At 73.6% G+C, this 23094-nt stretch carries 25 protein-coding genes; 15 read left to right on the forward strand and 10 right to left on the reverse strand.

Going from position 1 to position 23094, the window contains the following annotated elements; translation table 11 throughout:
- The first annotated feature begins 3 nt into the window (after nucleotides 1–3).
- On the forward strand, nucleotides 4–618 hold the full coding sequence (locus AB0I60_RS27735) for a hypothetical protein (protein WP_360734644.1): 615 nt from the start codon (nucleotides 4–6) through the stop codon (nucleotides 616–618).
- Between the two features lie 32 nt (nucleotides 619–650).
- Here AB0I60_RS27735 and AB0I60_RS27740 read toward each other — a convergent pair whose 3' ends face one another.
- Both AB0I60_RS27740 and AB0I60_RS27745 read right to left on the reverse strand, forming a co-directional pair.
- On the reverse strand, nucleotides 651–794 hold the full coding sequence (locus AB0I60_RS27740; RefSeq protein WP_360734647.1) for a hypothetical protein: 144 nt from the start codon (nucleotides 792–794) through the stop codon (nucleotides 651–653).
- Nucleotides 795–857: 63 nt separating this feature from the next.
- On the reverse strand, nucleotides 858–1700 hold the full coding sequence (locus AB0I60_RS27745) for a DegV family protein (RefSeq protein ID WP_360734649.1): 843 nt from the start codon (nucleotides 1698–1700) through the stop codon (nucleotides 858–860).
- A 291-nt stretch (nucleotides 1701–1991) separates the two neighbouring features.
- Here AB0I60_RS27745 and AB0I60_RS27750 point away from each other — a divergent pair, with 291 nt between their 5' ends.
- The 7 genes from AB0I60_RS27750 (at nucleotide 1992) to mnmA (ending at nucleotide 9618) form a co-directional block, all read left to right on the forward strand.
- Entirely contained in the window at nucleotides 1992–2774 is a 783-nt protein-coding gene (locus AB0I60_RS27750) for an electron transfer flavoprotein subunit beta/FixA family protein (protein WP_360734652.1), read from the forward strand.
- A 14-nt stretch (nucleotides 2775–2788) separates the two neighbouring features.
- Nucleotides 2789–3748 carry an electron transfer flavoprotein subunit alpha/FixB family protein gene (locus AB0I60_RS27755; protein ID WP_360734655.1) on the forward strand — a complete coding sequence of 320 codons (960 nt, stop codon included), beginning with the start codon at nucleotides 2789–2791 and terminating at the stop codon, nucleotides 3746–3748.
- A gap of 144 nt (nucleotides 3749–3892) precedes the next feature.
- The gene (locus AB0I60_RS27760; RefSeq protein WP_360734657.1) at nucleotides 3893–4663 is read left to right on the forward strand and encodes a GNAT family N-acyltransferase; all 771 of its coding nucleotides are present in this window, start codon (nucleotides 3893–3895) and stop codon (nucleotides 4661–4663) included.
- The gene (locus tag AB0I60_RS27765) at nucleotides 4660–5610 is read left to right on the forward strand and encodes a lysophospholipid acyltransferase family protein (protein ID WP_360734659.1); all 951 of its coding nucleotides are present in this window, start codon (nucleotides 4660–4662) and stop codon (nucleotides 5608–5610) included. Before AB0I60_RS27760 ends, AB0I60_RS27765 begins: the two co-directional genes overlap by 4 nt.
- Nucleotides 5611–5969: 359 nt before the next feature.
- Nucleotides 5970–7355 carry an MFS transporter gene (locus tag AB0I60_RS27770; protein WP_360734661.1) on the forward strand — a complete coding sequence of 462 codons (1386 nt, stop codon included), beginning with the start codon at nucleotides 5970–5972 and terminating at the stop codon, nucleotides 7353–7355.
- Entirely contained in the window at nucleotides 7355–8530 is a 1176-nt protein-coding gene (locus tag AB0I60_RS27775; protein WP_360734664.1) for a cysteine desulfurase family protein, read from the forward strand. Before AB0I60_RS27770 ends, AB0I60_RS27775 begins: the two co-directional genes overlap by 1 nt.
- Nucleotides 8531–8535: 5 nt before the next feature.
- On the forward strand, nucleotides 8536–9618 hold the full coding sequence (gene mnmA / locus AB0I60_RS27780) for a tRNA 2-thiouridine(34) synthase MnmA (RefSeq protein WP_360735027.1): 1083 nt from the start codon (nucleotides 8536–8538) through the stop codon (nucleotides 9616–9618).
- A gap of 174 nt (nucleotides 9619–9792) precedes the next feature.
- Here the strand turns inward: mnmA and AB0I60_RS27785 are convergent, their stop codons facing one another.
- On the reverse strand, nucleotides 9793–10419 hold the full coding sequence (locus AB0I60_RS27785; protein ID WP_360734667.1) for a TetR/AcrR family transcriptional regulator: 627 nt from the start codon (nucleotides 10417–10419) through the stop codon (nucleotides 9793–9795).
- A 122-nt stretch (nucleotides 10420–10541) separates the two neighbouring features.
- Here AB0I60_RS27785 and AB0I60_RS27790 point away from each other — a divergent pair, with 122 nt between their 5' ends.
- Nucleotides 10542–11234: an SDR family NAD(P)-dependent oxidoreductase gene (locus AB0I60_RS27790; protein WP_360734670.1), complete on the forward strand. Its 693-nt coding sequence runs from the start codon at nucleotides 10542–10544 to the stop codon at nucleotides 11232–11234.
- A gap of 11 nt (nucleotides 11235–11245) precedes the next feature.
- Here the strand turns inward: AB0I60_RS27790 and AB0I60_RS27795 are convergent, their stop codons facing one another.
- The 3 genes from AB0I60_RS27795 to AB0I60_RS27805 form a co-directional block, all read right to left on the reverse strand.
- Entirely contained in the window at nucleotides 11246–11914 is a 669-nt protein-coding gene (locus tag AB0I60_RS27795; RefSeq protein WP_360734672.1) for a hypothetical protein, read from the reverse strand.
- Nucleotides 11915–12010: 96 nt separating this feature from the next.
- Complete coding sequence (locus AB0I60_RS27800; protein WP_360734675.1) at nucleotides 12011–12877, reverse strand: serine/threonine dehydratase; 867 nt, start codon at nucleotides 12875–12877, stop codon at nucleotides 12011–12013.
- A gap of 38 nt (nucleotides 12878–12915) precedes the next feature.
- Nucleotides 12916–13416: a DUF6584 family protein gene (locus AB0I60_RS27805; protein WP_360734678.1), complete on the reverse strand. Its 501-nt coding sequence runs from the start codon at nucleotides 13414–13416 to the stop codon at nucleotides 12916–12918.
- Nucleotides 13417–13457: 41 nt separating this feature from the next.
- On the opposite strand from AB0I60_RS27805, the gene AB0I60_RS27810 reads away from it, so the two are divergent.
- Together AB0I60_RS27810 and AB0I60_RS27815 are read left to right on the forward strand one after the other, a co-directional pair.
- Nucleotides 13458–14639, forward strand: a complete 1182-nt coding sequence (locus AB0I60_RS27810; RefSeq protein WP_360734681.1) for a hypothetical protein — start codon at nucleotides 13458–13460, stop codon at nucleotides 14637–14639.
- Between the two features lie 88 nt (nucleotides 14640–14727).
- Nucleotides 14728–15105: a hypothetical protein gene (locus AB0I60_RS27815; protein WP_360734684.1), complete on the forward strand. Its 378-nt coding sequence runs from the start codon at nucleotides 14728–14730 to the stop codon at nucleotides 15103–15105.
- Here AB0I60_RS27815 and paaI read toward each other — a convergent pair.
- Nucleotides 15102–15497, reverse strand: a complete 396-nt coding sequence (paaI, locus tag AB0I60_RS27820) for a hydroxyphenylacetyl-CoA thioesterase PaaI (RefSeq protein ID WP_360734687.1) — start codon at nucleotides 15495–15497, stop codon at nucleotides 15102–15104. The two genes, AB0I60_RS27815 and paaI, sit on opposite strands and share 4 nt — an antisense overlap.
- 21 nt (nucleotides 15498–15518) lie before the next feature.
- Here paaI and AB0I60_RS27825 point away from each other — a divergent pair, with 21 nt between their 5' ends.
- Nucleotides 15519–15989 (forward strand): hypothetical protein, encoded by a 471-nt coding sequence (locus AB0I60_RS27825; RefSeq protein WP_360734690.1) that lies wholly within the window; start codon nucleotides 15519–15521, stop codon nucleotides 15987–15989.
- Between the two features lie 152 nt (nucleotides 15990–16141).
- Here AB0I60_RS27825 and AB0I60_RS27830 read toward each other — a convergent pair whose 3' ends face one another.
- Nucleotides 16142–17524 (reverse strand): cellulose binding domain-containing protein, encoded by a 1383-nt coding sequence (locus AB0I60_RS27830; protein WP_360734693.1) that lies wholly within the window; start codon nucleotides 17522–17524, stop codon nucleotides 16142–16144.
- Nucleotides 17525–17730: 206 nt separating this feature from the next.
- Between AB0I60_RS27830 and AB0I60_RS27835 the strand changes: the two genes are divergently transcribed.
- Nucleotides 17731–18741: a methionine synthase gene (locus AB0I60_RS27835; protein ID WP_360734695.1), complete on the forward strand. Its 1011-nt coding sequence runs from the start codon at nucleotides 17731–17733 to the stop codon at nucleotides 18739–18741.
- A gap of 276 nt (nucleotides 18742–19017) precedes the next feature.
- Nucleotides 19018–20877, forward strand: coding sequence for a glycoside hydrolase family 9 protein (locus tag AB0I60_RS27840; RefSeq protein WP_360734697.1), 1860 nt, complete (start codon nucleotides 19018–19020; stop codon nucleotides 20875–20877).
- A gap of 92 nt (nucleotides 20878–20969) precedes the next feature.
- On the opposite strand, the gene AB0I60_RS27845 is transcribed toward AB0I60_RS27840, so the two are convergent.
- Nucleotides 20970–21476, reverse strand: a complete 507-nt coding sequence (locus AB0I60_RS27845; RefSeq protein ID WP_360734699.1) for an N-acetyltransferase — start codon at nucleotides 21474–21476, stop codon at nucleotides 20970–20972.
- A 9-nt stretch (nucleotides 21477–21485) separates the two neighbouring features.
- A complete protein-coding gene (locus AB0I60_RS27850; RefSeq protein WP_360734701.1) occupies nucleotides 21486–22391 on the reverse strand; it encodes a LysR substrate-binding domain-containing protein in 906 nt (301 codons plus the stop codon).
- A gap of 72 nt (nucleotides 22392–22463) precedes the next feature.
- Here AB0I60_RS27850 and AB0I60_RS27855 point away from each other — a divergent pair, with 72 nt between their 5' ends.
- Entirely contained in the window at nucleotides 22464–23093 is a 630-nt protein-coding gene (locus tag AB0I60_RS27855; protein ID WP_360734704.1) for a succinate dehydrogenase cytochrome b subunit, read from the forward strand.
- Nucleotide 23094 lies beyond the last annotated feature (1 nt).

Here is a 23094-nt window from a genome sequence, read left to right on the forward strand (position 1 = left end):
GTTATGTCAGGCGCGGTCGCGTTCGTCTTCGGGTTGTGCGCGCTGTCGTTCGCGGCCGGCTGCGTGCTGACGGCGTACATGCTCAGACGCGATCCCGAGCCCGCACCCGTCCCCGAGCCGGCACCGGTCCGGGAGGAGCCGAGGCTCGACTTCCCGTGGCCGCCGGAGGACTACGCGACCAGGCCCATCCACCGCAACCCGGTCATGGGCCTGCCGGTCGCCGCCCCACCGCCGGAGCCGGCCCGCCCGGCGCTCACCCTGGTGCCGGCGCTGGTCGCCGTGGTGGAGGACCCACTCCCCGAACCGGGGGCCACGGGGCCCGAGGACGTCGAGCCGGAAGAACGCGATCCCGCGCGACCGCAGCACTCCGGTCGGGACGGCGTCGAGCCGGACAGGCCCGACTCCACCCGACCGGAGCACGGCCGGCCGGAACCGGGGCACGCGGTGCCGGGAGCGCCGGTCGTCGAGGACGCCGACGCCGCACCGGCCGCCGTCACCGTGGTCGCCGCGCTCGAACTGCCCGCGCAGGCCGGTTCCGTCGGGTCACGGGGTGACCAGGGCGAGTTCCGCCGCCGCTACCTGCGCACGTTCGAGGAGGCGCGGCGGCGGAGTCGCTGACCCCACCGGAGGTGGGCTGGTCCCCCGGTGGGCTAGCGCTTGCGCAGCCTGCGCAGGAACTGCTGGACCCTGGCCTTGTTGCGCGGGTCCCGGGCGGCGTGCTTGAGCTGCTCGGTGACCCGCCGCCCCTGGGGACTGCGGGCCAGCGCGGAAAGCTTGCTGAACAGCGAAGGCATGTCGTCTCCTCTCCGGCGTCTGCATTCCCTGGCAGCTCAACGGGCAAACCCCGCCGGGAGTTCCTAAACCGGCGAAACGGTCACGCCGACCGCGCCCGGACCGACGTGCGCGCCGATCGCCGAGCTGACCGTGGTGACCAGGAACCGCCGCACCTTGGGCAGCTTGGCGCGCAACTGGTCCAGCACCGACTGCGCCCGCTCCGGCGCGGAGAAGTGCTCGACGGCGATGTCCACCTCGCCGTCGCCGGCCCGGCGCACCGCGATGTCGACGATCCGGCGCAGCGCCCGGTCCGCGCCGAGCACCTTGTCCAGCGGCGCTATCCGGCCGTCGGCCATGGTGAGCAGGGGCTTGACCGACAGGGCCGAGCCGAGCAGGGCCGCCGCCGCGCCGATCCGCCCGCCGCGCCGCAGGTACTCCAGGGTGTCGACGTAGATCAGCTCGCTGCTGCGCCGGCAGCTCTGCTGCGCGGCGGCGATCACGCGCTGGACGTCGCCGCCCGCCGCCGCCGTGGTGGCCGCCGCGACCACCGCGTAGCCCAGGCTCATGCCGCAGGTCCGGGTGTCGACCACGTGCACCGGGACCTGCACCTGCCCGGCCGCCTGGCGGGCGGCCTCCGCCGTCTGCGACAGGCCGGTGGACACGTGCAGCGACACGATCGCCTCGGCCCCGGCGGAGACCGCGTCGGCGTAGGTCCAGAAGAACGCGCCGGGGTCGGGCGCCGAGGTGGCGACGTCCTGCTGGTCGCGCATGGCGTCGAGGAGCCGGGGCAGCGGCACCCGGGCCTCGTCGTCCACCCAGTCACCGATGCGGACCTGGATCTGCGCCACGGTGATGCCGAGCTTCTCGGCGAGTTGGGGCGGCAGGCACGCGGTGGAGTCGGTGACGATCGCTACTCGACGGTGCATGTCCACCGACCCTAGCCGAGCAGGGGGTCGGCCTGTAACGCCGCCGCAGGCAGGCACGATATCGTTCAATCGGCCTCATAACGCTTGTGGGGATGGTCACGCGATATGGGCCGCGCCGGAGTTTGTCGCCCTGCTACTGGCGGGTAACATCAGGGTGGCAGACACCACCATGCCAATGCGGCGAGGACATGGCAGGGTCGCGAGACACGCTCTGATTGCCCGGCGGTCGGTCGCAGCGCACCGGCTCGCCCGAGACACCGCCGCCCGTCCGCAGGAGGTCGAAGAGGACCCATGAACATTGTCGTCCTGGTCAAGCAGGTGCCCGACACCTGGTCCGAGCGCAAGCTCACCGACGCCGACCACACCCTGGACCGCGAATCCGCGGACGCCGTGCTCGACGAGATCAACGAGCGCGCGGTGGAAGAAGCGCTGCTGCTCCAGGAAGCGCACGGCGGCGAGGTGACGGTGGTCGCCATGGGTCCCGACCGCGCCACCGACGCGATCCGCAAGGCGCTGTCCATGGGCGCGGACAAGGCGGTGCACGTCACCGACGAGGCGCTGCACGGCTCCGACGTGCTGACCACCGCCAAGGTCCTGGCCAAGGCGATCGGCACCGTCGAGGGCTACGACCTCGTCATCGCCGGCAACGAGGCCACCGACGGCCGCGCGGGCGCGATCCCCGCCATCCTGGCCGAGCTGCTGGGCCTGCCGCAGGTCACCCAGGTGCGCAAGCTGACCGTCGAGGGCGGCGTCGTCAAGGCCGAGCGGGAGACCGACGAGGGCCTGGCGTTCATCGAGGCGGAGCTGCCCGCCGTGGTCAGCGTGACCGAGAAGATCAACGAGCCGCGCTACCCGTCCTTCAAGGGCATCATGGCGGCGAAGAAGAAGCCCGTGTCGACGCTCTCGGTGGCGGACCTCGGGCTGGACGCGGGCGAGGTCGGCCTCGGCGCCGCCTGGTCCCAGGTGCTCGAAGCGGCCCCGAAGCCGCCGCGCAGCGCCGGTCAGCGCGTCGAGGACTCGGGTGACGGCGGCGCGAAGATCGCCGAGTACCTGGTCGGCCAGAAGCTCATCTGAAGGCGAGGGAACGAATGTCTGAGGTACTGGTCCTCGTCGACCACGTCGACGGCGAGGTCAAGAAGGTCACCCATGAGCTTCTATCCGCCGCGCGCCGTCTCGGCGAGCCGGCCGCGGTGGTGGTCGGACCGCCCGGCACCGCGGGCAAGGTGAAGGAGTCCCTGGCCCGCTACGGCGCGGCCAAGGTGTACGCGGTCGAGTCCGAGGACGCGGTCAACCACCTCGTCACGCCCAAGGTCGACGCGCTGCAGGCCGTGGCGGGCACCGCCTCCCCGGTCGCCGTGCTCGTCTCCGGGACCATCGAGGGCAAGGAGGTGGCCGGCCGGCTCGCCGTGCGGCTGGGCTCCGGCCTGCTGTGGGACGTGGTGGACGTCGACGCCGAGGGCGTCGCCACCCAGCCCGTCTTCGGCGGCGCGTTCGTGGTGAAGTCCAAGGTCAGCAACGGCATCCCGGTCATCGCGGTGCGCCCCGGCGGCGTGGAGGCCGAGGAGGCGCCCGGCGACGCCGTGGAGCAGCCCGTCGAGCCGCCCGCCACCGGCACCGCCAAGGTGACCCGGGTGACCGGCCGCGAGCCGATCGTGGGCGGCGACCGCCCGGAGCTGACCGAGGCGTCCGTCGTGGTGTCCGGCGGTCGCGGCGTCGGGTCGGCGGAGAGCTTCGCCGTGGTCGAGAAGCTGGCCGACAGCCTCGGCGCGGCCGTGGGCGCGTCCCGCGCGGCGGTGGACTCCGGCTACTACCCGCACCAGTTCCAGGTCGGCCAGACCGGCAAGACCGTCTCGCCGCAGCTCTACATCGCGCTGGGCATCTCCGGTGCCATCCAGCACCGCGCGGGGATGCAGACGTCCAAGACGATCATCGCGGTGAACAAGGACGCCGAGGCCCCGATCTTCGAGATCGCGGACTTCGGCGTGGTGGGCGACCTGTTCGCGGTCACCCCCCAGCTCACCGACGAGGTCGCCAAGCGCAAGGGCTGACCTCGCAGCCGACGAGGGCCGTACCGCGTTTTCGCTGGTACGGCCCTCGTCGTGCGTAAGCACACCAGGGTTTAACCGTTCCGCCGCTATCGCGTCACCCCAAGGGCCTGCCGGAGGTCGCCATCCGGTCGGTACACCAGTGCCATGACGCAGCCTCAACTGCTTGTCAGCACCGGGGACGCCGCCGCCGACGCACCCCGGTACTCCCTGCTCGTCGCCCGGGACGGCGCCGAGGTGGTGGCCGCGCAGCGACTGCGCCACCAGGTCTTCGCCGGCGAGATGGGCGCGACCCTGCACTCACCCGTCGCCGACCACGACGTCGACCCGTTCGACGAGTTCTGCGACCACCTCGTGGTGCGCGACGACCGCACCGGCGAGATCGTCGGCACCTACCGGATGCTGCCGCCCGAGCGCGCCGCCGACGCGGGCCGGCTCTACTCCGACACCGAGTTCGACCTGTCGCGGCTGGCGGCGCTGCGGCCGAGCGTGGTGGAGACCGGCCGCTCGTGCGTCCACCCCGACCACCGCACCGGCGGCGTGGTGTCGCTGGTCTGGGCCGGGATCGCCCGCTACATGCTGCTGTCCGGCCACTCGTGGCTGGTCGGCTGCGCCTCCGTGCCGCTGCACGACGGCGGCTCGTATGCCGCCGCCGTGTGGGACCAGGTGCACGCCAAGCACTACGCGCCCGAGCAGTACCGGGTGACGCCGCGCAACCCCTGGGACGTCGACGCGGTGCGGCGCCCGGCGAAGGCCGTCCTGCCGCCGCTGCTCAAGGGCTACCTGCGGCTGGGCGCGTGGGTGTGCGGCCGGCCCGCGCTGGACGAGGACTTCGGCGTCGCGGACCTGTTCGTGCTGCTCGGGATGGACCACGTCGACCAGCGCTACCTGAAGTTCTTCCTCGGCGAGACGTCATGAGCCCCGCCCACCCGTGGATGCCCTGCTCGCCGTGCGGTGACGGGTGCGTGGACCGCGCGGCGCCGACGGTGGGCGCCGTCCGCCTGGCGGCGCGGGTGGTCGCCGCGCTGACCGTGCTGTCGGCCGGGGTGCTGGTGGCGCCGCTCGCCCTGGCGTGCCGGGGCCGGTCGCGGGAAGCCGTGCTGCGCCGGTGGTTCCGGGCCCTGGTGCGGGCGTTCGGCGCGCGGCTCGCCGTCGTCGGCGGCCCGGTCTTCCAGGCCACGCCCGGCCGTGGCGTGCTGGTGGTGTCCAACCACGTGTCCTGGTTGGACGAGCTGGCCATCGACGCGGTGCAGCCGATCCGGCTGGTGGCCAAGCGGGAGATCCGCGACTGGCCGGTGCTGGGCCGGGTGATCACCGCCGCCCGCACCGTCTACCTGGACCGCGAGCGGCTGTCCCGGCTGCCGGGCACGGTGGCCGAACTGGCGTCGGCGCTGCGCGACGGCGCGGCGGTCGGCATCCACGCCGAGGGCACCACGTGGTGCGGCCTGGCCTCCGGCCGCTACCGGCCGGCGCTGTTCCAGTCCGCGCTGGACGCCGGCGTGCCGGTGCGCCCGGTGGTGCTGCGCTACCTGGCCGGCGGCGAGTCGACGAGCCGCGCGGCCTTCGTCGGCACGGACACGCTCGTCGGGTCCCTGCTGCGGGTGCTGCGCCTGCGCGGACTGGTGGTGGAGGTGCACGTGCTGGACGAGATCGCGCCCGGCCGGGCCGCCGACCGGCGCGAGCTGGCGGGCCTGGCGCAGTGGGCGTCGGAACGCGCGCTGTACGGGGACGTCCTGGTCCCGATCCAGCGCGTCCACGGCACCGGCCCGAGGACGGGCGCACGCCGTGCGACCACACCGGCACCGGGCGCGTCGCTGGTGGACGTGCCGCCGGCGCGCAGGCGGCGGGCCGCCGCACGCCGCTGAGCCCGACGGACCCGACCGGCGGCCCGACCCGGAACCCCACAGGGCAACCCCTCGGGCAATCACCCCAGGCAACCACGTTGGGGGGCAACCACCCCGGGCAACCACCTCGGCACCCGACCGGACCGAGGCAGGGGAGCCCGGACCCGGCTTCGGCGGGGGCGCGGTCGCCTACGCGCCCCCGCCGTGCCTCTCCGCCCGCCGCGCCTGCCGCCCCGCCCCACCTGCCCCGCGCCGCCGCCCCGCGCCCGCCCCGCGCTGCCCCGCCGCCCTGCCTGAACTCCGCAATCCGGTTGCGCCCCGGACCGTTCCGCGTCAAATCACCTTGACCTCGACCCCCGTCGAGGTTGAACCATGGGTGCGTGACCACCACCGACGCGGGACGTGAACCCGGCACGACGAACAAGGCCAGGCTCTGGGCTCCCGACCGGCGGGGGCCGACGATCGGGATCGTCCTGCTCGTCACTTTGCTCGCGTTCGAGAACATGGGTGTCAGCACGGCCATGCCGCGCATGGTCGCCGAACTGCACGGCAACGACCTCTACGCGTGGCCGTTCCTGGCCTTCCTGGCCGCCAGCGTGGTCGCCACCGTCCTGTCCGGACGGCTCAGCGACCGCCGGGGTCCCCGGCCCAGCCTGCTGATCGGGCCCGCGCTGTTCCTGGTCGGACTGGTGGTCGCCGGACTCGCGCAGGACATGCCGCAACTGCTGCTCGGCCGGGTGCTCCAGGGGCTCGGCGGCGGCGCGCAGGTGGTGGCCGTCTACGTGCTGATCGCGCTGGTCTACCCGGAGCGCGACCGGCCGGCGGTGTTCGGGCTGCTGTCCAGCGCCTGGGTGGTGCCGTCGCTGGTGGGGCCGGCGGTGTCCGGCTGGCTGACCGAGACGCTGTCCTGGCGCTGGGTGTTCCTGGGCCTGGCACCGCTGGTGCTGCTCGGCGTGCTGCTGCTGGTGCCGGTGCTGCGCAGGCTGCCCGAGCACCGCCCGGACCCGGACCGGCGGCGCGGCCTGCCGATGGCGGCCCTGGGCGCGGGGCTGGGCGTGGCGGGCCTGAGCTGGGCGGCGCAGCACCCGACCGGGCTGGACCTGGTGCTGGGGCTGGCCGGGCTGGCCGTGCTGGTGCCGTCGCTGACCGTCCTGCTGCCCAAGGGCACGCTGCGCGCCCGCCGGGGCCTGCCGGCGACGATCCTGGCCCGGGGGCTGCTGGCCGGCTCGTTCTTCGCCACCGAGGCGTTCATCCCGCTCACCCTCACCGCCGTGCACGGCTACTCGGCGGTCTGGGCGGGCCTGCCGCTGACGGTGACCGCGCTGGGCTGGACGGCCGGCTCGTGGTGGCAGGCCCGCAACCCGGACGTCCCGCGCGCCACCGTGGTCCGGTGGGGGTTCGTGCTCAACGCGATCGGCGTCGCGGGCGTGACGCTCGTCGCACCCGAGTGGGGGCCGGCGTTCCTCACCCCGGTGCTCTGGACGATCGCCGGCACCGGCATGGGGCTGGCCATGTCCAGCCTGAGCGTGCTCACCCTGTCCGCCTCCAGCGACGTGGACCGGGGGTTCAACTCGGCGGCGCTGCAGATCAGCGACATGCTCGGGTCGGCCCTGCTGGTCGGGCTGGGCGGTGTGCTGGTCGCCACGTTCGCGTCCGCCGAGGCGCCCACCGCCGCCGTGGTCCCGTTCGACCTGCTGATGGCCGGCGTCTCGGTCCTTGGTGCCGTGCTCACGAGGAGGCTGGGCCGGGCTACCCTGGGGGACTGATGGCCTACTTCGACCACGCCGCCACGACCCCCATGCTCCCCGGGGCGATCGAGGCGATGACCAGGGCGTTGTCCACCACGGGCAACGCCTCGTCGCTGCACACCTCCGGGCGGCGGGCGCGGCGCGCGGTCGAGGAGGCCCGGGAGGACATCGCGGACGCCCTGGGTGCGCGCCCCTCCGAGGTGATCTTCACCAGCGGCGGCACGGAGAGCGACAACCTCGCGGTGAAGGGCGTCTACTGGGCCCGCCGCACCGACCGCCGGCGCCGGGTCGTCGCCTCCGGCGTCGAGCACCACGCCGTGCTGGACACCGTGCAGTGGCTGGCCGAGCACGAGGGCGCCGAGGTCACCTGGCTGGAGCCCGACGAGCTGGGCCGCATCCGGCCCGAGGCGCTGGCCGACGTGCTGGACGACGACGTCGCCGTGGTGACGGCGATGTGGGCGAACAACGAGGTCGGCACCATCAACCCGGTGGCCGAGCTGGCGGCCCTCGCCGCCGCGCGCGGCGTCCCGCTGCACACCGACGCGGTGCAGGCCCTGGGCGCGGTGCCGGTCGACTTCTCCGCGTCCGGTGCGAGCGCGCTGACCCTGTCCGGGCACAAGGTCGGCGGCCCGTACGGGGTGGGCCTGCTGCTGCTGGGCCGGGACGTGCCGACGACCCCGCTGCTGCACGGCGGCGGCCAGGAGCGGGACGTGCGCTCCGGCACGCTGGACGTCCCGGCGATCGTCGCCCTGGCCACGGCGGTGCGGCACGCGGTGACCGAGCAGCTCGCGCACGCGGGCGAGCTGGCCGCGCTGCGCGACGAGCTGGTGGCCGAGGTGCGCCGCGCGGTGCCGGACGTGGTGCTCAACGGCGACCCGGTGCTGCGGCTGCCGGGCAACGCCCACCTGACCTTCCCCGGCTGCGAGGGCGACAGCCTGCTGATGCTGCTCGACGCCAAGGGCATCGAGTGCTCGACCGGGTCGGCGTGCACGGCCGGTGTCGCGCAGCCCAGCCACGTGCTGCTGGCGATGGGCGTCGACCCGGTGCCGGCCCGGGGCTCGCTGCGGTTCTCGCTCGGGCACACCTCGACCCCCGCCGAGGTGCGCGAGCTGGCCGGGACGATCGGACCGGTGGTCGAACGGGCCCGCACGGCGGGCATCGCGGGGATGAAGCGGCTCAAGGCGGAGGTGTGAGCGGGATGCGGGTGCTGGCGGCGATGAGCGGCGGGGTGGACTCCGCCGTCGCTGCGGCGCGGGCGGTGGCGGCGGGTCACGACGTGACCGGCGTGCACCTGGCGCTGTCGGCCAAGCCGGGCACGTTGCGCACCGGCGCGCGCGGCTGCTGCACGGTCGAGGACGCGCGGGACGCCCGCCGCGCCGCCGACGTGCTGGGCATCCCGTTCTACGTCTGGGACTTCGCCGAGCGGTTCACCGAGGACGTGGTGGAGGACTTCGTCGCGGAGTACGCGGCGGGCCGCACGCCCAACCCGTGCCTGCGGTGCAACGAGCGGATCAAGTTCGAGGCCCTGCTGGACAAGGCGATCGGCCTCGGTTTCGACGCGGTGTGCACCGGCCACTACGCCCGGCTGTCCACCGTGGACGGTCGGCTGGAGCTGCGCCGCAGCGCCGACGACGGCAAGGACCAGTCGTACGTGCTGGCCTCGCTGACCCACGAGCAGCTGGCGCACGCCCTGTTCCCGCTGGGCGGCTCGACCAAGGCCGAGGTGCGCGCCGAGGCGGCCGAGCGCGGCCTCCAGGTGGCGGAGAAGCCGGACAGCCACGACATCTGCTTCATCCCCGACGGCGACACCCGGGGCTTCCTGACCCGGCGGCTGGGCGAGCAGCCCGGCGTGCTGGTGGACGACGAGACCGGCGCGGTGCTCGGCCGGCACGTCGGCGTGCACGAGTTCACCGTCGGCCAGCGCAAGGGCCTGGGCATCGACGCGCCCGCGCCGGACGGCCGGCCGAGGTACGTGCTGTCACTGGAGCCGGTGTCCGGAACGGTCCGGGTCGGCGCGGCGGAGAAGCTCGCGGTGACCGAGATCGTGGCGCGCACCCCGGTGACCCGGGTGGCGTTCGACGGGCCGGTGGAGTGCGTGGCCCAGGTGCGCGCGCACGGCGGCCTCGCGCCGGCCGTGGCCGAGCTGGTCGGTGAGGAGCTCCACGTGCACCTGCGGGAGCCGTTGAGCGGCGTCGCACCGGGCCAGGCGGTCGCGGTGTACCGGCGGGACCCGGCGGGCGACCTGGTGCTGGCCAGCGCCACCATCAGCACCACCCGCTGACGCACCGCACGCCCCGGACCTGCTGCCACCCGCCCGGCCCGTTGCCCACGCCGAGTCCGCTGCCACGCGCCCGGATCCGCCGCCTTCGCGCGGAAGCCGCGCCACGCGTGCAACCGCCGTCCGCTCGCAGACCCGCGGCCGGGCAGGGCTACCCGGCCGCGTCGACCGCCCTCGCTACGCCGTGGGGACGCGGCGGGCGGGGTGTGCGGTGCGGGGCTTGAGCAGCGCTTCCACCAGGGTGTCCACCAGGTCGCCGGGCACGTCCGACCCGGTCAGCGCGCGGTAGACGATCGGGCCGGCGAGGGCGTCGATCGTCGCGTCGGGGCTCAGCGGCGGTGCGATCTCGCCGGCGTCGACGGCGCGGGTGAGCAGGGTGAGCTCCTGCGCGCGGCGCGGGTCGAGGTAGCGGCGGCGGAAGCTCTCGGCCGTGCCGGCGTCGTGCTGCGCCTCGGCGAAGAGGCTGAGCAGGACCTTGCCCGCCGGGTCGTCGCAGAGGAAGCGCGCGAAGTCGTGCAGGTAGCCGCGCACGGCCTCGGCCGTGGGCTCGCCGACCGGGACGGGGAGCCGCTTGCCGCTGTCCTCGATCAGGGTGTCCAGGAGGATGTCGACCTTCGACGGCCACCAGCGGTAGATCGTCTGCTTGGCGACGCCGGCGCGGCGGGCGATCGCCTCGACGGTCAGCGCGCCGAAGCCGTGCTCGACCAGCAGGTCGTCGGCGGCGTGCAGCACGGCGAGGCGGGCGGCCTCGTCGCGGCGGCTGCCGGAGCGCGCCCTGGGGGCCTGGGGGTTCACCTCGGGCATGACCGACACCCTAGCGGCCCCGAGATATCGTGATATTGTCTAGACGCAACGTCGCGTCTAGACAATGGCTCCGCCGATCGAACGCCACACCGTGCAGGACCCGGTGCTGAGAAGGAGTGCCCGTGCCCACCACGTCCGACCGCCACGCCCTCGTCCTCGGGGCCTCCCGGGGTCTGGGTCTCGCCCTCGCCGACGAGCTCGTCCGCCGGGGTTGGCGGGTCACCGCCACGGCCCGCCGCGACGCGGGGGAGCTGGGGGCGCTCGCCGACGAGTCGCACGGGCGGCTGGCGGTCGAGCGGCTGGAGATGACCAGCTCCGACGAGCTGGCCGGCCTGCGCGAGCGGGTCGCCGGCCCGCTGCACCTGCTGTTCGTCAACGCCGCGATCGACCGGGGCGACCTGCCGATCGGGGACGTCCCGACCGACGTGTTCACCGAGGTGATGATCACCAACGCGCTGAGCCCGCTGCGCGCCCTGGAGGCCCTGCGCGGGCTGGTGGTGCCCGGCGGCACCGTCGCGGTCATGTCGTCCGAGCAGGGCAGCGTCTCGCTCAACACCGAGGACGGCTACGAGCTGTACAAGGCGAGCAAGGCCGCGCTCAACCAGTTGGTGCGCAGCTATGCCACCCGCTACGCCGACGACGGGCACACCAAGCTGCTCCTCGATCCCGGCCACAACCGGACCGCCCTCGGCGGGCCGGACGCCCCGCTGGAACCGCGCGAGAGCATCCCGTCCGTCGTGGACGTCCTCGAAGCGCAGGCCGGCGCACCCGGCCTCCAGTTCCTGGACCGCCACGGCGAAACCGTGCCCTGGTAGACGTCGCCGCGCTACAGGGTCGCCGCGTTGAACACCGCCGCCGCGACGACGAGCGCGCCGTACCCGCCGGAGGCCAGGCCGACCACGCGGGTGCGGCGCGCTTCGTCCCACGCGGTGAACGTGAGCAGCCACGCCAGCACCGGCAGCAGCAGCACGCCGTGCATGGCCACCCCGTGCGACAGCTTCCACGACCCGCCGCGCTCGGCGACCATCAGACCGCCGAACGCCAGCGCCACGGCCAGGCTCGCCGCCCCCGCCCGCACCGCCACCGCCGTGCTCGGCGCGAGGTGCGAGGCCCGGAACGCCGCCACCACGAGCGCCACCACCGACACGACGAGCACCACCCCGCCGGCGGTGAGGCAGCGGGTGACGACGGAGTCGAATGCGGTGGCCTCGTTGAAGTGCGACGGCACCCCGCGCCACGCCTGGAGCGAGATCAGCGCCACCTCCAGCACCGAGGCGCAGGCGAACAGCCCGACCCAGGTCCTGCGCAGCCGCACGACCCCGCCCACCCACGCGCAGGTGGCGAGCGTCAGCCCGAACGACAGCCCGAACGTCACCGGTTTGCGCCACGACACCGGCCCCTCCCACGGCCCGCCGGCGACGAAGTGCACGCCGAGGTGGAACAACCCGGCCAGGAACAGCACCGCCGCAACCCGGTACGCGACACGCGAAGTCATGACACCGGATCGTGCCCACCCGCACGCGCGGCGGCGTCCCGCCGGAGGCGGCACCCCGCCGTACGCCCCGACACGTACGCGCCGCCCGGTTGCCGGTCAGGGCGTCCAGTCGGTGTTCGCGCCGCACAGCACCACGCACGCCGTGCCCGGCACCCGGCCGTGCAGCCAGGCCGCGAACGGCACGGCCGCCGCCGGTTCGACGGCCAGCCGGAACTCCTCCCACAGCCGGTCCCGGGCGGAGAGCAGCTCGTCGTCGCCGACCAGGACCGACGTCACCGGCGCGGCCCGCAGCAGCTCGAACGGGACGGCCCCGACCCGGCTCGCGCCCAGCGCCGACGCGGCGACCGAGTCCACCGCCGAGTCGACCGGCTCGCCGGCGGCCAGCGCGTCGTGCAGCGCGCGGCACCCCTCGGGTTCGACGGCGGCCACGCGCAGGCCGGACAGCGCCGTCCCGGCCGCCAGCCCGCCGCCGCCCACGGCGACTGCGACGACGTCCACGTCGGGCGCGTCCTCGACCACCTCGGCGGCGACCGTGCCCTGCCCGGCGATGACCACCGGGTCGTCGTAAGCCTCGACGTAGTGCCCGGCGGCCTCGCGCGCCGCCTCGGCCGCCTGCGCGTAGGTGGCGCCCACCCGGATCAGCTTCGCGCCCGCCGCCTCGATCCGACGCACCTTGCCCTCGGGGGCGGAGACCGGCACGTACACCGTGGCCTGGGTGCCCAGCAGCCGGGCGGCGGTGGCCACGCCCAGCCCGTGGTTGCCGCCGGACGCGGTGACGACCCGGTCCGGCACGCCGGCCGCGAGCAGCGTGTTCACCGCGCCGCGCAGCTTGAACGACCCGGTGAGCTGGAGGTGTTCGAGCTTGAGCACGAGCGGCCGGCCGTCGACCTCGACCCGCCACAGCGGGGTGCGGCGGACGTGCGGGCGGATGCGGTCGGCCGCGGCGGCGACGTCGGGGGTCATGCACCCAGGATGGCCCACCGGCGGGTGGCCCGGCCCGGCTACCCGGCGATGCCCCGGTACGCCCACGTGACCAGGGTCACCAGGCCGACGACGAAGCACAGCAGCACGAAGATCAGGCCCAGCAGCACCAGGATGTTCGTGGTCCACGACGAGTCCCGGTCGTCGGCCACCGCGAGTTCGGCCCGCACCTGCTCGGACACCGCGCCCTGCAACGCGGTCAGCCGGATGCGCGCGGTCTCCGTCGTCGCCTCGCCGCTCACCCAGTTCAACGACGCCAAGCGGGCTTCGGGGGTGCGGTAGGCGCGTTCGAACGCCGCCGTCTCGGCCTCGTCCCGGCGGTCCGCGAGGTAGCTCCAGCGGCCCGCCTGCGCGGTGTCGCCCAGAACGCGGTAGACCTCGGCGAGCCGGTCGCGCAGGTCGAGCCGGTCCGGGTAGCTGGTGACCAGGCCGACGAGCCGTTGCCGGGCGCGCAGGACGCTGGCCAGATCGCCACGCTCGACCTCTTCTGCGGCTCTGCGAAGCGTCAGCTCGACAGGCATGACCCACATGGTCCCAGTGGGCGCAACCGTAGGATCCTCGGGTGATCGGGGTGTCGGTGGTGGCGTTCGGCCTGGCCTGGTGGCTGGGCCTGTACCTGGTGGCGAGGAATCCCGGCAAGCCGGTCCTGCGGCGGGCGTCGGCCGGCCTGCTGGCCTACGCGGCGGCGCTGGCGCTGCCCGTCCCGCCGGTGGTGCTCGCGGTGCCGGCGGTGGCGTGGACCGGCGCGATCACCTGCCTGCTGCCGGAGCGCCACGACCGCTGGTGGCGGTGGAGCGCGGTTCCGCTGCTGGTGGCGGCGTGGTTCGCGCCGCCGGTCGTGCTGGTGCCCCTGGCCCTGGCGCTGTTCGCCCACGTGCGGCGGACGCGGACGCTGCTCGGCGCGGCCACGGTCCTGTTCCTGCTCGGTTCGGCCCTCGTGCTGACCGGGATCACCCCGTCGGTGTGGCTGGTCGCCGCGATCGGCGTGGACCTGCTGGTGTTCGGGGTGCTGGTCGCGCTGCGCGACGCGTTCGACGAGGGCGAGGAGATCCGGGCCGACATGGCGCGCTCGGCGCTGGTCTCGGTCGGCCTCGCGGCGGTGTTCGGCGGGCAGGTGGCGCTGTTCCTGGACGACCGGCTCACACCGCTGCTGTTCGGCACGGTCGCGGCGGCCATCGCCCTCCAGGTGCTGGCGAACCCGCTGGCGGCGGTCGTGGACCGGGTGGCCGTGCCGGACGTGGCGGCGCAGCGGGCGGAGCTGCGCGACGCCGTCGAGGCGCTGCCCAAGCTCGACCAGCGGACGTCCCTGGAGGAGCTGGACCTGGTGAAGTCGACCCGGCGCGCGCTGAGCAGCTACGGCGACCTGGGCAAGCTGGTGGCCAACCCGTTGACCAGGCTGCCGGTGATCGACGCGAGGCTGGCCGCGCGGGGCGTTCCCGACCAGCCGCTGGAACGCGCGGCCGAGCTGAAGTCGCTGTTGCTGGAAAGCATCCTCCGGTTGAAGCCGAGAGAAGGCGGGTTCGGCACCAGCGACGAGTGGCGGCACTACAACGCGCTCTACTTCTACTACGTGGTCGGCATTCGCCCGTATTCGCGCCGCACGAAACGGGAAGACCTCGACGCTGATTCCCGGAAAGCGCTCGCGTGGTTCGTCAACCAGGTGCCCGAGCGCACCCTGCACAACTGGCAGAACGCCGCGGCCAAGCTGGTGGCCGCCGACCTGTCCGCGCGCGTGCCGGACTGAGCTGACCCAGGTCGACCTGCGGGAACTGGCAGTGGTTGGCAGTGTTCGACGTCGTGCCGGCAGTGCTCGCGGCCCTAGCTTCAGGGCCATGACGACAACTCAGGTCCGCAACGACGGTCTTCTCCGCTTCGCACTCAAGCTCGACGGCGTCGCCTCAGGGGGAATGGGCATCCTCGCCCTGGCCATCGACGCGCCGCTCGGTCTGCCCCGAGCGCTCTTGATCGGGCTCGGCATCTTCCTCACGGCTTACGGGATCGGTGTTCTCGCTCTCGGCGTCAAGCCGATCCGACCGCTGGTGGGTGTCGTGGTGGTCGGCAACTTCGTGTGGGTGGTCGACAGCTTCCTGACCGCTTTCGCGGGCTGGTTCCCGGTCACCGCGCTCGGCGTGGGCGTGATCGTCGCCCAGGCGGTCGCCGTGCTGGGGTTCATCGCCCTCCAGGTGGTCGGCCTGCGCCGCTCGGCCTAGGCCGGGGGGTGCCGCAGGGTGCGGCTGCGACCCCGGAACTCCGCCACCACCTGGTCGCCCCGGCGCACGGTGATGTCGTAGATCCCGCTGCGCCCGGTCCGCACCCGCTCCACGGCGGTGGCGACCAGCTCGTCACCCACCCCGCACGGCACCAGGAAGTCGATCTCCGCCTGCGCCGCGACCGTCACCGACCCGGGGCGGTTGCAGGCGCAGGCGAACGCCGTGTCGGCGAGCAGGAACACGTACCCGCCGTGCGCGATCCCGTGACCGTTGATCATCCGCTCGGTTACCGTCATCGACAGCGTCGCCGTCCCGTCCGCCAGCGCGAGCGGCCTGATCCCGAGCGCGGTGGACGCGGCGTCGGCGGCGAGCATCTGAGCAGGTCCGTCCATGGGTGCACCTTAGGAGGTCGCGTGTTCGGGGCGAAGCGGCGCGCGGAAGCGCTCCAGGCCAGGGTCGCGGAGCTGGAACACCAGGTGGCAACCCTGTCGTCCGCCGTCGAAGCCCTCCGCCCGCTGCTGGCCGACACCACCCGCGTGGCGGAGTTGACCAGGGCGGCGAACAGCGCGGTGAGTGCGCTGGAAGGCCGCGCGACCCCGTTGGGCATCGGTAGGCCGCGCACTGACGGGCAGTTGAACACCCTCTACCGGGCGGACGTGCCAGGGTTCGTGGCTGTCTACGTGGACGCGGGCCTGACTTCGGACGTCCGACTCCTGGTGGGCCCGCACAACCCGCCGACCGAGTGCGTGGGCGTGCTGGACACCGGGGGAGAACGCAACTGCTACGCGGGGACGGTCGTGCGTCCGGGCGAGTACTGGATCGCGGAATCGTCCCGCACAACCCCGAACCCGTCGTTCAAAGTCCACTTCACCCCGCTGTCCTGACCGGGGGTCTTGCCGAACAAACACCCGTCTGCTGCCGTTCGAGCGGTCGGGCTCGAACGGCAGCAGACGGGGTGTTCCGTCCGCAGGAGGCAGGGAGACCCCGGACGGCCTGACGACGGCCAGGCAAGATCCACCGTCGTCATTCTTGCGGGTCAGGCGGTGAAGCCCTTGAAGATGTTGGTGAACTCGTACTGCGACTGGGAGATGCTGCTGCACGTCGGCGAGATGCCTCCGCCCGGGCAAGAGCCGTTGTCGCGGCCCACCGACCAGAAGCCGAGCAGGCCGATCCGGTTCGCGTTCGCCCACGCCACCAGCTTGTTCGCGTGCGCCTGGGTGAAGATCTTGCCGTTGTAGTTCCGGCCGATCATCGGCGTCACGCCCAGCAGGCGCTTGAGCTCCGCGTCGGACTTCGACGGCCAGATCGTCTTCATCTGCTTGAGCGACGCCTCGGCCGCCGCGATCACCGCGTCGCCCCAGTCGGCCCGGGACGAGCCGAACTCCATGGTCATCGGGTTGACCAGGACGGTGAGGCCCTTGGCCGCCGCGTTCTGCAGGATCTGCACCGAGTACGGGTCCATGCCGTAGTCGTCGCCCTGCACCCGCATCGTGTAGCTGATCGCCGTCCCGCGCTCGCTCTGGAGCTTCTTCAGCGCCGTGTTGACCAGGTCGTGCGGGATGGACGCCTCGACGTCCACGTCCAGGTGGTTGCTGCCGACCGCGTCGAGCACCTTCTTGTACGCGCCGACCAGGGCGTCGGCCGTGGAGCAGGTGTACTCCAGGTACGGGCCGGCCGCGCCGCCGGTCGCCACGATCACGTCGCCGCCGAGCGCCTTCAACGCCTTGACGTCGTTGATGATCCGGCTGTCGTTGAGCGGGATGGTGCCGCCCCACGACGGGTTGCAGCCGGAGCTGTCGGCGAGCGCGAACGCCAGCGTGTACACCTTCTGGCCGGTCGCTCGGGCCATCGACTCCAGCGACGGCGTGGGCATCGTGATGTCCACGTACGGCGCGGACTTGATGCTGCCGGGCGGGTGGGGCGTGGTGGTCGTGGTGCTGCTCGACGTCGTGGTGGTGGTGGTGGACGACGTCGACCACGTGGTCGTGGTGGTCGGGTTCGGCGAGGTGGTGGTGGGTCCGCCCGCGCACGGCTGGCCGTTGAGCTTGCAGTTCGCCGGCGTGCCGGTGCCGCTGACCAGGAACCCGAACGAGGCGGTCGCGCCCGCCGCGACGGTGCCGTTGTACTCGCGGTTGGTGAACGTGTGGTGGTTGCCGGAGCTGGCCAGCGTGGCGTCCCAGTAGGACCCGGGCTTGGTGCCCGCCGGCAGGTCGAACTCCAGCTTCCAGCCGGACAGCGGCGTGCTGCCGGCGGTGATCGCGTACTTGCCCTGGTAGCCCGATCCCCAGGACGAGTCCTGGGTGAAGGCGGCGGTGGGCGTGGCGGCGGCGCCCGCCGGCGCGACCAGGACGAGGCCCGTGGTCACCGCCGCGGCGACGGCCGCCGCGAGGGCGGCCAGGGTCTTGCGCTTGTTCGACATCGCACTTGCTCCCGTGGCAGGGGGACGGGGTTTGGAAGTGGTGCGGGAGCGCGGGGCGCGGCACGCCCCCACACCACGTCGTGTGCGGTGCCGTCGCAACTGTCAGCACCGACAACGTGACGGTAGGTGGCCTAGACCACCTCGTCAATGGGTCTAGACCTTTTCGATTTTCACCCCGTCAAAACCGGGGGTGGGAGACTGTCCCCGTGGATGACGCACCTTGGCCCGCCGGAGCGGCCACCGGCATCGGTTCGCTGCCCGGGACGGACCCCCTGGAAGCCGCGCGGATCGTCCTCGGCGAGCTGCCCGACCTGCCCCACCTGCCCGAGCTGCCCGCGCGCGGGATCGGCGCGGACGTCATCGGCCGCACCGCCGCGCTGCTGGTCGACCTGCCGGTGGAGGTCGTGACGACCGGCTACCGGACCGCCGCGCACCCCGGACGGGACCACCGGCGGGGGGTGGACCTGCTGCGCCGCGACCTCGACGCGTTCGAGGAGGCGGCCGACGGGCTCGCGCCGAAGACGGTCAAGGTCCAGGCGGCCGGGCCGTGGACGCTGACCGCAGGCGTCGAGCTGCTGCGCGGCCACCGCGTGCTCACCGACAAGGGCGCGCTGCGCGAGTTCGCCGCGTCGCTGACCGAGGGCCTGTCCCGGCACGTGGCCGAGGTCGCCAAGCGGACCGGTGCGCGGGTGGTCGTGCAGCTCGACGAGCCGACGCTGCCGGCCGTGCTGCGCGGCCTGCTGCCCACGCCGTCGAAGCTGGGCACGGTGGCCGCCGTCCCCGAGCCGGAGGCGCGGGAGCTGCTGCACTCGGTGATCGAGGGCGTCGGCGTGGACGTCGTCGTGCACTGCTGCGCGGGCCGGCCGCCGATCTCGCTGCTGCGCGACGCGGGCGCGAAGGCGGTCGCGTTCGACCTGTCGGTGCTGGAGGCCGGGATGTGGGACGAGGTGGGTGAGGCGTGGGAGGACCGCGCGACCCTGCTGCTCGGCCTCATCCCGAGCCTGGACCCGGACCGCGCGCCGACCCTGCGCGAGGTGGCGAAGCCGGCGCTGGACCTGGTGGACCGGCTCGGGTTCCCCCGGTCGATCCTGGCCACGCACGCGCTGCCCACCCCGGCCTGCGGGCTGGCGGGCGCGGACGCCGGCTGGGTGCGCCGCGCGCTGGCGCTGACCCGCGACACCGGCAAGGCGTTCCTGGAGCCGCCCGAGGACTGGTGACGCGGCGGCCCGGCCCGGCCGTGCGATCCGGTCCTGCCGAGCGAGCCGGCCCGGCCGTGCGATCCGGCCTCGCCGGGCGATCCGGCCCTGTCGAGCGGCCGGACTTCGGCCGGGCGCGGCGGTGACGTGCCGCCCAAGCGCTGGTGAACGGTGTGGTCGACGGTGGGTAACGAACGGTCGCAGGGCTGGTGGGAGGCGCGGTCGGGGGCTACCCTTCCCTCCAATTAGGGAAGTCTCTTTACTAAGGCCACCGCCGCCGGCCGGAGCGGAGGTTCCATGAGGTTGCCACGTCGGGTGCTGGCGCTCGCCCTGATCGGCTCGGCGGTGGTGGTGACGCCCGCCCAGGCGGCCCCCGCCGCACAGGCGTCGGCGCCGCAGGTGCGGGTGGACCAGGTCGGGTACGGCACGGCCGAGGCCAAGCAGGCGTACCTGATGGTGCCCAAGGCGGTGTCCGGCAAGTTCACCGTGGTGGACGCGGGCGGCAAGACCGTGCTGTCCGGCACCGTCGGCAGGACGCTGGGCAAGTGGAGCTCGAAGTTCGGCGCGGTGCAGCCGATCGACTTCTCCGGCCTGACCAAGGCCGGCACCTACCGGGTCAAGGCGGGCGGCGCGACCTCGCCGTCGTTCAAGGTCGCCGACGGCCTGTTCGACCCGGTGGCCGACAACACCGTCGAGTTCTTCCAGGCGCAGCGCGACGGCGCGGACGTGATCCCGGGCCGGCTCGACCGCAAGGCCGCCCACCTGACCGACCGCAAGGCGACCGTCTACGAGACGCCGGTCTTCCGGGGCGACGGCGGCGACGAGCTGGCCTCGCCGCTGAAGGCCACCAACCAGACCGTGGACGTCGAGGGCGGCTGGTTCGACGCGGGCGACTTCGTCAAGTTCACCCACGCCTCCGCCTACGCGACCGCGTCGCTGCTGTTCGCCCAGCGCGACCGGGAGACCCCGGCGCTGGCCGCCGAGTCGAAGTTCGGCCTGCGCTGGCTGGACAAGGTGTGGGACGCCGACGCCAAGGTGCTCTACGCCCAGGTCGGCATCGGCACCGGCAGCGAGGAGCACGGCTTCGTCGGCGACCACGACGTGTGGCGGCTGCCCGAGGCGGACGACAAGCTCGACGTGCGCGTGGGCGATGAGAAGTACTTCATCAAGAACCGCCCGGTGTTCCGCGCCAACAAGCCGGGCGAGAAGATCAGCCCGAACCTGGTCGGCCGGGTGACCGCGTCGTTCGCGCTGGCCGCGCAGCTCGAAGCGCGCCGCGACCCGAGCCTGGCCCGCTCCTACCTGGAGCAGGCGGCGTCGCTGTTCGCGCTGGCCAAGACGACCGACGTGGGCGAGCTGGTCTCGGCGTTCCCGCACGCCTACTACCCGGAGAGCTCGTGGTCCGACGACCTGGAGTTCGGCGCGACGCAGCTCGCGCTGGCCGGCAAGGCGCTGGCCGACCCGCGCGCGCCCGGCTGGGCCAAGGCCGCCACGCACTGGGCCAAGGTGTACCTGACCAGCGGTGACACCGACACGCTCAACGTCTACAACACCAGCGCGCTCGGCCACTACGACCTGGTCGAGCTGCTGCGCGCGGGCATCCCGGGCGCCGAGGTGACCGAGGCCCAGGTGATCGGCGACCTGCGCCGCCAGCTCCAGTCCGGGGTGGACAGCGCGGCGCGGAGCCCGTTCCGCACGGCCGCCGACGTCGCCGCGTTCGACGCCGCCACCCGCAGCTTCGGGTTCGCCGCCACCGCGCGGCTGTTCCGCGACCTGACCGGCGACAAGTCGTTCGACGCGTTCGGCGCGCGGCAGCGCAACTTCACGCTGGGCGCGAACGCGTGGGGCACCACCCTGGTGGTCGGGGTCGGCAGCAGGTTCCCGCAGTGCCCGCACCACCAGGCCGCGAACCTGTCCGGCGACCCGAACGGCGGCAGCCGGGTGCTGGTCGGCGCGGTGATCAACGGGCCGAACGCGGCGGACCTGTTCGCCGACCTCGGCGAGATGCCCGCCGGCGCGATCGCGTGCGCCAAGCCGTACACGAAGGAGTTCGACTCGACGAAGTCGCGGTTCGTGGACGAGTTGACGTCGTGGCCCAGCTCGGAGCCGGCGATCGACTTCACCGCCACGGCGGCGATCGCCTTCACCCTGTCCTGACCGCCCGCAGGTCCGCTCGCAAGGGCTCCCGCCGCACCGGCCGGGAGCCCTTCGCGCGCCACCGGACCCGGGTGATCACCGCACCCGGGTGATCACAGCCGTTCGAACGGTTCCGCGTACCGGAACGCGCCGCGCTGGTTGGGCCGGTAGGCGTGCAGGGTCCGCACCTGGAAGTACGCGCCCCACTCGGCCACGGGCGGTTCGACGCCGAGGTCGGCGGCGGGCCGGAAGCCGAAGCGGGAGTAGTAGGCGGGGTCGCCGAGCAGCGCGACCAGGGGTGCGCCGAGCGCGTCCGCCGCGCCCAGCACGGCGTGCACGAGCGCCTTGCCGACGCCGCGCCGCTGGTGGTCCGGGTGCACGCTCAACGGTCCGAGCCCGAGCGCCGGCGCGTCGTTGAGGGTGGCCCGCGTGCACACCACGTGCCCGATCACCGCACCCTCCGGCGATTCGGCGACCAGGGACAGCTCCGGCACCCAGCCGGCGTCGGCGCGCAGTTCGCCGAGCAGCCACGCCTCGCCGCCGGGGCGGGCCGCGAAGGCCGCGTCGGTGACGTCCGTGATCGCCTGGACGTCGTCGGGGGTCTCGCGTCGGATGAGCATCCGCCGAGCCTACGGCCCCGCCAGGTGCACGCCCGCCGGCATTTTCGCCCCGCGCAGGAACCCGAGCAGCACGGTGCGGAACGCGCGCGCGGCCGTGGTCGGCGCGACGTCCGTGCGGTGCGCGAGGGCCACGGTCCGGGTGGTGCTGGGCGCGAGCGGCGTCCCGTGCAGCGACCGGGCGGCCAGCACGGTGCTGGGCACGATCGCCACCCCCAACCCGACCTCCACGAACCGCAGCACGGCGTCCATCTCGCCGCCCTCCACCGCGAACTGGGGCTCGAACCCGGCCTGCCGGCACGCGGCGAGCGTGGTCTCCCGCAGGTCGTAGCCGGGCCGGAACATCACCAGCGGGTGGTCGGCGAGGTCGCGCAGGCGCAGCCGGGGCACGCCGAGCGGTTCGGCGGACGCGACCACGAGCTCCTCGCGCAGCACGGGCCGCACGGTCAGCGCCCGGTGCGCGTCCGCCGGGGACTCGATGACCAGCGCCAGGTCCAGGTCGCCCGCCTCCAGCGCGGCCACCAGGTCCCGCGACCCGCCCTCGGTGACCGACACCCGGATGCCGGGGTAGGCGTCGTGGTAGCGCTTGATCACGTCGGCGAACAGGCTGCCGCACAGGCTGGGCGTCGCGCCGACCCGCACCCGGCCCCGGCGCAGCCCGACCAGTTCGGCGACCTCCAGCCGCGCGGTGTCCACGTCGGACACGATCCGGTTGGCGACCGGGAGCAGCGCCTCGCCGGCGGGGGTGAGCGCGACGTTGCCGCGCGCCCGGCTGAACAGCTCGGCGCCCAGCTCCTTCTCCAGCGCCCGGATCTGCTTGGACAGTGAGGGCTGCGCCACACGCACCTCCTCGGCGGCCTTGGTGAAGTGCCGCGTCCGGGCCACTGCCAGGAAGTACGCCAACTGCTGGAGCGTCATAGCCTCAGGCTATCGTCAAGCAGCTCACCATGTATTGGACGACTCGTCGCGCGGGTTCCTAGCGTCGGTTGCGTGGACACGATCCGGCTTTACCGCAGCACGATCGGCAAGAAGGCCGTCATGGCGGTCACCGGGGCCGCGTTGTTCCTCTACGTCGTCGCGCACATGGTCGGCAACCTGTCGATCTTCGCCGGGCCGGGCGCGCTCGACTCGTACGGCCGGTTCCTGCGCGACATCGGGGTGGTCTGGCCGGTGCGGGTCGGGCTGCTCGCCTGCGTCGCGCTGCACTTCATCGCCGCCTACCAGTTGACCGCGCGCGCCCGCAGAGCCCGTGGCCGCTACGAGCACCGCCGGGTCGTGCAGGGCTCCTACGCCGCGCGCACCATGCGGTGGGGCGGCGTGATCATCGCCCTGTTCGTGGTCTACCACCTGCTCGACCTCACGGTCGGGTGGCTCAACCCGAACGGCGTTCCCGGCGCCATCCACGCCAACGTCGTCGCCGACTTCCAGCACTGGTACGTGGTGCTGGCCTACGCGGTCGCCGTGCTCGCGCTCGGCTTCCACATCCGGCACGGGGTGTGGAGCGCGACCCGGACGCTGGGCGTCACCACCTCGCGGGTGGCGGGCCTGGTCGCGGCGGTCGTGATCTGCGCCGGGTTCCTGTCCGTCCCCTTCGCCGTCTTCACCGGATTGGTGAGCTGAC

Source organism: Actinosynnema sp. NPDC050436 (assembly GCF_040655415.1).
Taxonomy (GTDB): domain Bacteria; phylum Actinomycetota; class Actinomycetes; order Mycobacteriales; family Pseudonocardiaceae; genus Actinosynnema.